12 protein-coding genes and 1 pseudogene are annotated in these 9,762 nt (G+C 69.1%); 9 read left to right on the plus strand and 4 right to left on the minus strand.

What is annotated here, in order from left to right; all coding sequences use genetic code 11:
* Nucleotides 1-128, plus strand: a pseudogene (gene tuf / locus ACK4JY_RS14720) (elongation factor Tu); the annotation flags it as partial.
* Nucleotides 129-233: 105 nt separating this feature from the next.
* On the opposite strand, the gene ACK4JY_RS14725 reads toward tuf, so the two are convergent.
* Genes ACK4JY_RS14725 through ACK4JY_RS14735 form a run of 3 tightly spaced genes read right to left on the minus strand, consistent with a single transcriptional unit; the run spans nt 234 to nt 2,215 of the window.
* Nucleotides 234-1,412: a L,D-transpeptidase gene (locus ACK4JY_RS14725; protein ID WP_409606858.1), complete on the minus strand. Its 1,179-nt coding sequence runs from the start codon at nt 1,410-1,412 to the stop codon at nt 234-236.
* A gap of 56 nt (nt 1,413-1,468) precedes the next feature.
* Nucleotides 1,469-1,870: an SGNH/GDSL hydrolase family protein gene (locus ACK4JY_RS14730; protein ID WP_409606867.1), complete on the minus strand. Its 402-nt coding sequence runs from the start codon at nt 1,868-1,870 to the stop codon at nt 1,469-1,471.
* Nucleotides 1,871-2,215: an SGNH/GDSL hydrolase family protein gene (locus tag ACK4JY_RS14735; protein WP_409606859.1), complete on the minus strand. Its 345-nt coding sequence runs from the start codon at nt 2,213-2,215 to the stop codon at nt 1,871-1,873.
* Nucleotides 2,216-2,535: 320 nt separating this feature from the next.
* Here ACK4JY_RS14735 and ACK4JY_RS14740 point away from each other — a divergent pair, with 320 nt between their 5' ends.
* From ACK4JY_RS14740 to ACK4JY_RS14750, 3 genes are all read left to right on the plus strand, one after another.
* Nucleotides 2,536-3,669: a GNAT family N-acetyltransferase gene (locus ACK4JY_RS14740; RefSeq protein WP_409606860.1), complete on the plus strand. Its 1,134-nt coding sequence runs from the start codon at nt 2,536-2,538 to the stop codon at nt 3,667-3,669.
* Nucleotides 3,666-4,607 carry a transcriptional regulator gene (locus tag ACK4JY_RS14745; protein ID WP_409606861.1) on the plus strand — a complete coding sequence of 314 codons (942 nt, stop codon included), beginning with the start codon at nt 3,666-3,668 and terminating at the stop codon, nt 4,605-4,607. The genes ACK4JY_RS14740 and ACK4JY_RS14745 overlap by 4 nt, the downstream gene beginning before the upstream one ends.
* Before the next feature lie 98 nt (nt 4,608-4,705).
* Nucleotides 4,706-5,590 (plus strand): GIN domain-containing protein, encoded by an 885-nt coding sequence (locus tag ACK4JY_RS14750; RefSeq protein WP_409606862.1) that lies wholly within the window; start codon nt 4,706-4,708, stop codon nt 5,588-5,590.
* Between the two features lie 128 nt (nt 5,591-5,718).
* Here ACK4JY_RS14750 and ACK4JY_RS14755 read toward each other — a convergent pair whose 3' ends face one another.
* Nucleotides 5,719-6,468, minus strand: coding sequence for an outer membrane protein (locus ACK4JY_RS14755; RefSeq protein WP_409606863.1), 750 nt, complete (start codon nt 6,466-6,468; stop codon nt 5,719-5,721).
* 550 nt (nt 6,469-7,018) lie between these two features.
* Between ACK4JY_RS14755 and rpsJ the strand changes: the two genes are divergently transcribed.
* From rpsJ to rplB, 5 genes are all read left to right on the plus strand, one after another.
* The gene (rpsJ, locus tag ACK4JY_RS14760) at nt 7,019-7,324 is read left to right on the plus strand and encodes a 30S ribosomal protein S10 (protein ID WP_003164367.1); all 306 of its coding nucleotides are present in this window, start codon (nt 7,019-7,021) and stop codon (nt 7,322-7,324) included.
* A 20-nt stretch (nt 7,325-7,344) separates the two neighbouring features.
* Entirely contained in the window at nt 7,345-8,103 is a 759-nt protein-coding gene (rplC, locus tag ACK4JY_RS14765) for a 50S ribosomal protein L3 (RefSeq protein ID WP_409606864.1), read from the plus strand.
* Complete coding sequence (gene rplD / locus ACK4JY_RS14770) at nt 8,103-8,783, plus strand: 50S ribosomal protein L4 (protein WP_409606865.1); 681 nt, start codon at nt 8,103-8,105, stop codon at nt 8,781-8,783. The genes rplC and rplD overlap by 1 nt, the downstream gene beginning before the upstream one ends.
* Nucleotides 8,783-9,088, plus strand: coding sequence for a 50S ribosomal protein L23 (locus ACK4JY_RS14775; RefSeq protein ID WP_298097836.1), 306 nt, complete (start codon nt 8,783-8,785; stop codon nt 9,086-9,088). Before rplD ends, ACK4JY_RS14775 begins: the two co-directional genes overlap by 1 nt.
* A gap of 4 nt (nt 9,089-9,092) precedes the next feature.
* On the plus strand, nt 9,093-9,762 hold a 670-nt coding region (gene rplB / locus ACK4JY_RS14780; protein ID WP_409606866.1), incomplete at its 3' end, for a 50S ribosomal protein L2.

A 9,762-nucleotide genomic window follows, 5' to 3' on the forward strand; every position in this document is an offset into this window, starting at 1 on the left:
CCGGCGACAACGCCGAGCTGAACGTCGAGCTGATCACCCCGATCGCCATGGACCAGGGCCTGCGCTTCGCCATCCGCGAAGGCGGCCGCACCGTCGGCGCCGGCGTGGTCTCCAAGATCACCGAGTAAGCCCGGTCATCTGACCTGAAATGCGAACGGCCCCCGGAGCGATCCGGGGGCCGTTTTGCTGTGCGCCGGCGAAGCCGCCAGCTTCGCCGTGCGGGTCGGTCCGGCTCAGGTGAACCGCACCTCGACGCCCGGCTTGACCGCGCCGGCCAGCTGTTCAGCGTCCCAGTTGGTCAGGCGGACGCAGCCGCTGGAGGCGGTCTTGCCGATCTCGGCCGGCTCGGGCGTGCCGTGGATGCCGTAGGTGTCGCGCGACAGGTCGATCCACACCGAGCCGACCGGATTGTTCGGGCCGGGCGGCACGACCACCTTGTCGCCGCCTTCGCCATAGCTGACCCGCGACGGATCGTAGGTGTAATTGGGCTCGGGGGCGATCGCCCGCACCGTGTGCGAGCCGGAGGGCGACGGCATCTCTCCGCTGCCGATGGTGGCGGGATAGAAGGCCAGCAGCGTGCCGTCGGCGTCGAAGGCGCGGAGTGAATTCTCCGCCTTGTCGATGACGATCCGCGCCACCTCGCCTTGCAGTTCATTCGGTCCCGGCGCGGCCACGACGATGGTCTGGCCCGCGCGCGCGAAATCAACGCCCGGATTGAGCGCATCCAGCAGGGCTTCGCTCATATGGAATTTCTCGGCCAGGGCCTCGCGGGCGTCGGCGTAGCCGACCGTCTCGAGCTCGCCCATGTCGGCGATGTCTTCGGGAAGCTTGCCGATGAAGGGACCGGCGGTGTCGGCCTCGGTAATCGTATAGTCCGTGAGCACCTTGCGGCTGTCGCCCGAGGCCAGTCGCTGGAACACCTCGGCGTCAAGTTCCCCGTCCACCTCCAGGTCGTGCGCCTCCTCGAAGGCGGCGATGGCCTGGCGGGTGTTCTCGCCGCCGAGACCGTCGACGATCCCCGGCGAGAAGCGGGTTCGGTCGAGCAGGATCTGGGCCCGCGCCATGACGGGGTCGGGGCGGGCGTCGGCCGGCAGCGCCCCGCTGACCGCTCCGCCCGGGCCGCTGGACGTCTGGCCGCCCCCGGCGCCGTCGGCGGCTTTCGGTTCGCCGGAGGTCGCGACGCCGCCGGAGCTCGATTCGCCCGAGGTCTGCGCGTCCGCGGTCGCCGCGACGGGCGGTCTGTAGGACGCCGTCTCGATCGACTGGCGCAGTTGCGACGCGGCCGTGGCCGCCGGGTCCGCCCGTTGAGGCGCCGCCCGGGGCTCCTGCGCATTGTCGCCGCAGGCCGCGACGGCCAGAAGCGGCAGGGCGGCGACGAGGGCGAAACGGGCGGGGCGGCGGCGAACGATCATGGCGGGCTCCAGCAGGCGGGGACCAGACCAACACCTTGCGCCGCCGGCTGTTCCGTTCAGCGGAGCGCCGCGGCCAGCCCCTCGGCCGTCACGGCCGCCCAGCAGGCGTAGCCCGGGTCGTTCAGGTGCAGGTCGTCCGGACCGACGCCGCCCCGTTCCAGACCGCTCCAGCCTCCCATGGCGTCGAAACGGTGCAGCACGGCGTAGCCGAGACGGCCGCCCTCCAGATCGATCAGCCGGGCCATGTCGCCCAGCGCCGGATTGCGCCCGCGAAACGAAGGATTGGTCGTGCCTTCGGGCAGTCGCTGGGGGTCGATCAGGAGGACGTCGACCCCGGCCCGGTCGAGGATGGCTTCACCGCGCCGGAAGTCGGCGAAGAAGTCGTCCATGGGCCGATCGCGCAGGATATCGTTGGTCCCCAGTTGCCAGATCACCAGATCCGGGTCTCCGGCCTCGATCTAGCCGACCAGCCGGTCGGCGGTGTCTTTCGCCGTTTCGCCGCCAATGCCCTTGTTGATCACCGTCACCTCGACCCCCGGGAGGCGTTGCTCCAGTCCCGCCTCCAGAAGAGGCGTGAAGCCGAGCTCGCGCCGGGTGGCGCCGACTCCCTCGATCGAGGATGAGCCCATGGCCAGAATGGTCAGCCGTCCCGCAGCGACCGCGGCCCGGCTGCGGTCAAGACCGTCGTTGGCGATGACGTGGTCGGCCGAAACAGGGCAGGCCGGCGGCGCGGCCTGACCTGACCCGGCGGCGACGGCGGGCGCCGCCGCGAGCAGGGCGAAGGCGAGGGCGCCTGATTTCAAGGGTTGGGTTCTCCGGTGGCGGGATCGGTGGCGGTTTCACCGCTGTTGCTGCTGCCCTCCGAGCCGGGCGGCTCCTGGGCCGGCCGGGGCGGCTCACCCTCATGGGTCGGCGGGCGCTCTTCTTCGTATTCGTTTTGCCGGCCGGGCGCGCGGCCTTTTTCGGGAGAGGGGGACATGCGGGGCTCCAGTGCACGATAGGGCGATGGCAAGGCAACGCCCGTCGGCGACGCCGGCTCCGCAGCAACTCGTTCACCAAGCCTCTAAACCCTGTCGCAACGCCGGCTGGCGCATGCTGGGCGTGAACAGCCGGATCAGGACGTATGGACGGGGCCACCGAGATCGACATCATCCGGCCGGACGCGTTGCAGCCGGAGGACCGGGCGGCGTGGGACGCCGTGCGGGCGGCCGAGCCGGGGCTGGATCACCCGTATCTCGATCCCCGATACGCGCTGGCGGCGGCGGCGGTCCCCGGCGCGGCCCTGGCCGTGTTCCGGCGCGGCGGCATGGCCGTCGGCTTCTTCCCCTTCCAGCGGCGAGGCCGGCTGATCCAGCCGCTGGGCGCGCCCCTGACCGACTATCATGGCGTCATCGCCGCGGCGACCGAAGGTCTCGACCCGGCCGCGGTGGCGAGACGTCTGGGCGGGGTCCTGCGGGCCGGTGGCTGGATGTCGCCCGCCGGGCCGCCCCCCGGCTTCATCGTCCGGACCCGGCTGGCCACCGATGTGACCGGTGGCCGCGAGGCTCTCTCCGCCCGGCTGGAGACGCGCAGCCATCGCTTCTTCAAGAACATGCGCCGGCTCCGGCGGGGATTCGAGCGCGAGCACGGCGAGCCGGTCTTCACCTGGGATGAACGCGATCCGGCGGTGCTGGACTGGATCATCGCCCACAAGCGGGACCAGTACCGACGGTCGCATCGTCACGACGTCTTCGCCTGCGGCTGGACCGGCGACCTGTTGCACGGCCTGCTGGCCGGGCGCACCGCCGGGTTCGGCCTGCGGGTGGCGAGCCTGCGCACGGCGGCGGGCGAGCTCGTCGCCGCCGAGGCGTCGCTGGACGACGGCCGCACCCTGCATCTTTGGTTCCCGACCTACGATCCGGCCTTCGCCCGCCATGGCGTCGGCACCTTGCTGACCCGCCTGGAAATGGAGCAGGCGGCGGAACTCGGCTATCGCATGGTCGATTTCGGCGCGGGGGAGGAGGGCTACAAGACCGCCCTGGCCGAGCCGGCTGGACTCGTCTTCGAGGGGGTGGCGGAGGGGCCGCGCCCCGATCTGACCCGGCTGGCCGGGCGACTGATGGCCGGAGGGCCGGCGCCGCTGCGCCGCTTCGAATTGAGCCTGAGCCGTCGCTTCGACATCATCAATGCCTGCGAGACCCGCGCCGGGGACTGGTGGGCCGGGGCGGCGTCCGCCGCCGCCGCCGCCGCGCGCAAGAGCCTGGGAGCCGCCGCATGACCGATCGTCTGATCCCCGCGTTCGACGCCGCGACGCGCGAGGCCTTCGGGCGGGCCCCGCTGACCTACAGCCACCGCCTGCTGGAGACCGGCCTGTTCGAGGACGAGGCGCTGGCGCGCCAGCTGGAACGCCACCCGGCCGAACTGTTCGACATCAACATCTTCCACTACGACGCCGACGACCAGGCGATGCTGCAGACCGGAACCAAGGGTCAGCGCGGCGGCGCGGCCCTGCTGGAGGCGGCGAAGGCCGGCCGCATGTGGATCCAGATGCGCCGCATCCAGGACCACTGGCCCGAACTGGCCGACGCCATGCGTCAGGTGTTCGCCGAGCTGTCGCGCGAGGTTCCGGGCTTCCGGCCGGTGCAGGTGACCGGCCAGCTGATCCTGTCGGCGCCTTCGGCCAAGGTGCCGTTCCACGCCGATCCGCCGGGGGTGACTCTGTTCCACCTGCGCGGCGAGAAGCGGATGTGGGTCTATCCCGTCGACGAGACCCATCTGCCGAGCCGGGTGATGGAGAACATTATGCTGGAGCAGCAGACCGAGGACCTGCCCTACCGTCGCGAGATGGATGCGGCGGCGCAGGTGTTCGATCTCAAGCCCGGCATGGCCATAGCCTGGCCGCTGCACGCGCCGCACCGGATCGAGAACCAGGGCAGTTTCAACGTCTCGCTGTCGTGCGACTATCAGACCTGGCGCTCGCGGATGACCAATGGCGCCCACTACGCCAATGGCGTGCTGCGCCGTTGGGGCGCGCCCGTGCTGCCGGCCGACCGGGCGCCGATGGCCGCCCGCGCGGCCCTGTGGAGCGCCTCCCTCGGCCTGCGCCGTCTGGGCGTGGTCAAGACCCGGCTGGAGTCCTACGAGCGGGCCTTCGAGCTGGGCGACGAGCCGCCGCCGGCCGACAAGGGTCTGATCTCGCCGCTGGCGATGCGCTGAGCGGGCTTCCTTACAACGAGGTCATGACCTCGATTTAAAGTGACTCGGCCGGGGCCCGGTCGCACCCTTTCTGCATAGTCCGGAGAGGGAACCCCGCCATGAAATCCATCCTGCTGTCCGCCGTCGCCGCCGCGACCGTCGCCGGTCCGGCCCTGGCCGATCCCGGACCCGAGGTCGGGATCGAACACGCCGTCGCCCGGGTCGTGGTCATGGTCGAAGACCGCGCCGACGTCGGCGTCGAGATCCAGCAAGGCGCGTCGCGGCTGCCCGCGCTGCGGGTCGAGCGCCGCGGCGCTGACGTCCGCATCAGCGGGGGCCTCGGCCGCCGCGTCGCCGGCTTCCGGGCCGGAGACGGCATCGGCGACTGCCGCTCCGGCCCGGACCAGACCCGGCCGGGGCAGGGCGCCTCCGTCGAGGTCAGGGGCCTCGGTCGTGTCAACGTCGACGACGCGCCGCTGATCGTCATCCGCGCCCCGCGCGATGTCAGGATCGACGCGGGCGGCGCCGTCTACGGCTCGATCGGTCGCGGCGCCGCCTCTGTCGAACTGGGCAATGGCGGTTGCGGCGACTGGGTGGTCGCCAATTCCGACGGACCCGTCGAGGTCTCGTCGGGCGGCTCGGGCACGATGATGGTCGGAACCTCCCGCTCGCTCGAGGTCAATCTCGCGGGTTCGGGCGATGTCACGGCGGGGGCCACCGGCCGGCTGGAGATCAGCCTCGCCGGATCGGGCGGGGCGATGGTCGCGGAGGCCAATGGCGACGTCGACATTTCCATCGCCGGATCGGGAGAGACCACGATCCGTCGCGGGCGGGTCCCGAACATGGAGATCGCCATCGCCGGTTCGGGCGACATCGACTTCGGCGGCACGGCGGGCGACGTCAGCATCTCGATCGCCGGCTCGGGCGATGTCCGCGTCGCCGAGGCCACCGGTGCGGTCAGCCGCAGCGTCATCGGCTCCGGAGACATCCGCATCGGCCGCTGATCGCGGCGCCCTTGCGGATCAGAGGGCCCGGTGCGTGGAACCCCCGGGCCCTCTTTCATATCAGCGGCCAAGGAAAAACCCCGGCGGATCGCTCCGCCGGGGCTTCGTCGTTCAGACGGGCATCAGGCCTAGAGCGAGCCGAGCAGGCCCATCACGCCAGCGCCGGGCAGGGCGGCGCCGGCGCGGTCACGGGCCTGCAGGCCGCCGCCGAAGCTGTAGCGCAGGCCGACGGTCCAGGTGTCGACGTCGAGGTCCTCGATGTCCGAGTGCGAATAGCCGGCGGTCACCGAGAACGGCGTGCTGGCGATCTCGTACTCGGCCCCGGCGCCATAGGTGAAGCCGTCGACGTCGGCGTCGTCGATGGTCATCCACGACACGCCGGCGTTAAGGCGCAGGGCGTCGGTGACGTAGAAGGCCGCGTCGCCGCCGACCGACCAGACGTCGAGGTCCGCATCGTCGGCCGTGGTGTAGGCGACGACGCCGGTCAGGGTCGCCCTGGCGAGGTATTTCTGGGCTTCGAAGCCGGCCGTCAGGGCGGTTTCGTCGGCCACGTCGGCGGCGCCGACGAAGCCGCCGACGCGCAGGTCGGAACTGATCAGGGTGGTCAGGTGGGCGGTTCCGGCGAGCGTGGTGTCGTCGCTGGAGCCGTCGTCATACTGGCTGGCGGCGCCGGCGAGGGTGACGGTCCAGGCGCCGAAGGCCGGCATGGCGACCACGCCGTCGAGGGCCCAGTCGTCGGACTCGGCGCTGACGCCGCCGAACTCGGCTTCGCTGTTGCTATAGGTGACGCCGACCGAGCCGACGCGGCCGTCCTGGGCCAGGGCCGGAGCCGCGGCGAAGGCGGAGACGGCGGCGGTGACGAGGAGGAGAGACTTCATTCTTGTTTTCCTTGCTTGCCGCGGCCGGATGCGCCGCGGCGGGTCTCCGGGCTATCAGCCACGCTCAAAGCGTTGCCATTACAAAGCCGTCACAAATCAGCGGCATAGGCTGTGTGTGGCGACAGGACCACGCATTGTGGCGGCCGGGTGACGAAGCTGCGGACGGATAACGGCGCATCCTGAATCCCCTGTCATGGGGGGCACCGGGGCCGAACTCGGCATGCCGAAAAAATCCCGGCGGGCGCGCGTCCTGAGGCCTCTGCCTTGCTTTCGCCGCTTGACGGAAACGGAATCGACCGTCATAAGCCCCCACTCTTGTTGGACCGGCTGTGCACCTCGCTTGAGTTTGTGGTGCAGACGCGGTTCGCAGGAACGACCTGAGACCCTGTTCTTTGCAGTGACCCAGGACTTCAACGGCCTTCGCGGGAGACTGCGTGGGCCGATCGTTTTTGCGGACGTGCGTACTCTGAAGGCCTCGCGCCTGAAGACCTCCGGTCTTTGAAATGGTTCACAGGGACGCAGGTTCGCCTGCTTGGGAATAGCTACCGATATGGATCAAAGCATCCGCATCAGGCTCAAGGCCTTCGATCACCGCGTCCTCGACTTTTCGACGCGCGAGATCGTCAACACCGCCAAGCGCACGGGCGCGACCGTTCGTGGTCCGATCCCGCTGCCGACCCTGATCGAAAAGTTCACCGTGAACCGCTCGCCGCACGTCGACAAGAAGTCGCGCGAGCAGTTTGAAATCCGCACGCACAAGCGTGTCCTCGACATCGTCGACCCCACTCCGCAGACCGTGGACGCGCTCATGAAGCTCGACCTGTCCGCCGGCGTGGACGTCGAGATCAAGATTTAATAAGAAAGAGGCGGGATCCGATGCGCACGGGCGTGATCGCCAAGAAGCTGGGCATGACCCGCGTGTTCGCCGATGACGGCGCGCACGTTCCGGTCACTGTGCTTCAGCTAGACGGCTGCCAGGTCGTCGGCCAACGTACCCAGGAGCGTGACGGCTACGTCGCTCTCCAGCTGGGCGCTGGCAGCAAGAAGGCCAAGAGGACCAACAAGGCTCAACGCGAAGCTTTCGCGAAGCTGGAAGTGGAGCCCAAGGCCTATGTCACCGAGTTCCGCATCGATGCGGACGCGATGATGGATGTGGGCTCCGAGTTCTCGGCCGACCACTTCGTCGCCGGCCAGAAGGTCGACGTCCAGGCCAAGACCATCGGCAAGGGCTTCGCCGGCGCCATGAAGCGCTGGAACTTCGGCGGCCTGCGGGCGACCCACGGCGTCTCGGTCTCGCACCGTTCGCACGGCTCCACGGGTAACCGTCAGGATCCCGGTCGTACGTTCCCGGGCAAGAAGATGGCGGGTCACCTCGGTGAGGAAGTCGTCACCACCCAGAACCTGACCGTGTTCCGCGTCGACGTCGAACGCGGCCTGATCCTGATCAAGGGCGCTGTCCCCGGTCACGAGGGCACCTGGGTCAAGATCCGCGACTCCATCAAGAAGGCCCGTCCGGCCGACGCCCCCTTCCCGGGTGGCGTCAAGTCGTCGAAGACCGCCGCTGCTGCTGAACCGGCCGAAACGCCGGCCGAAGAAGCCCCGGCCGTCGAGACCACCGAAGGCGGTGAAGCGTAATGAAACTCTCGGTCATCAAACTCGACGGCAAGGCCGCCGGTGACGTCGAACTGTCGGACGCCGTTTTCGGCATCACCGACATCCGCGGCGACATCCTGGCCCGCTACGTCAACTGGCAGCTGGCCAAGCGCCGCGCCGGCACGCACAAGGTTCAAACCCGCAACGAGAACTCTCGTACGGGCAAGAAGATGTACAAGCAGAAGGGCACCGGCGGCGCCCGTCACGGTTCGCGCCGTGCGCCCCAGTTCGTCGGCGGTTCGCGCGCCTTCGGCCCGATCGTTCGCGATCACGGCTTCTCGCTGCCGAAGAAGGTCCGCGCCCTGGCCCTGCGCCATGCGCTGTCTTCCAAGGTCGTCGCCGGTGATCTGGTCATCGTCGACAACATCTCGCTGAAGGACGCCAAGACCGCTGGTCTGCGCGACACCTTCGGCAAGCTGGGCTGGTCCAAGACGCTGATCATCGCCGGTCCGGAAGTCGACACCAACTTCAGCCTGGCCGCCCGCAACATCCCGATGGTCAACGTCCTGCCGAACGCCGGCCTGAACGTTTACGACATCCTGCGGGCCGACAAGCTGGTGCTGACCAAGGCCGCGCTCGAGGCCATCGAAGCCACCTATGCCGACTACAAGCCCTCGCGCAGCGAAGTGGCCCGGTCGCAAGCCGTGAAGGGAGCCGCGTAATGGCCGGCGCTCAACCCACCGCCAAACACTACGACACCATCCTGGCTCCGATCATCACGGAAAAGGCCACGATCCTGTCGGAGCAGAACAAGGTCGTGTTCCGCGTCGCGGGCACCTCGACCAAGGACGAGATCGCCGCTGCGGTCGAAAGCCTGTTCAAGGTCAACGTCCTGAAGGTCAACACCCTGGTTCAAAAGGGCAAGACCAAGCGCTTCCGCGGCATCATGGGCCGTCGGGTCGACATCAAAAAAGCGATCGTGACGCTGGCCGAAGGCCAGTCGATCGACGTCACCACGGGGCTCTGATCAGATGGCCTTGAAAACATACAATCCGACATCGCCGGGCCGTCGCGCCCTGGTGCTGATCGACCGTTCGGAGCTCCATAAAGGACGCCCCGAGAAGTCGCTGACCGAAGGCCTGACCAAGTCGGGCGGTCGCGGCGCCGGCGGTCGTATCGCCGTCCGCTTCCGCGGCGGCGGCGCCAAGACGCTGTACCGCAAGATCGACTTCAAGCGCCGCAAGTTCGCCACGGCGACCGTCGAACGCCTGGAATACGATCCGAACCGGACCGCCTTCATCGCCCTCATCGTCTATGAGGACGGCGAAAAGGCCTACATCATCGCGCCGCAACGCCTGAAGGCGGGCGACTCGGTCGTGGCCGGCGAAAAGGTCGACGTGAAGCCGGGCAATGCGATGCCGCTGCGCTCGGTGCCGGTCGGCACGATCATCCACAACGTCGAAATGAAGCCGGGCAAGGGCGCCCAGCTGGCCCGTTCGGCCGGCGCCTACGCCCAGCTGGTCGGTCGCGATCAGGGCTATGCCCAGATCCGTCTGGGCTCGGGCGAGCTTCGCATGGTGCTGGACGGCTGCATGGCCACGGTGGGCGCGGTTTCGAACCCCGACCACATGAACCAGAACCTCGGCAAGGCCGGCCGCGTCCGTCACATGGGCTGGCGTCCGCACGTTCGCGGCGTCGCCA

The sequence above is a fragment of the Brevundimonas sp. genome (genome assembly GCF_046295595.1).
In the GTDB taxonomy this organism is placed as follows: domain Bacteria; phylum Pseudomonadota; class Alphaproteobacteria; order Caulobacterales; family Caulobacteraceae; genus Brevundimonas.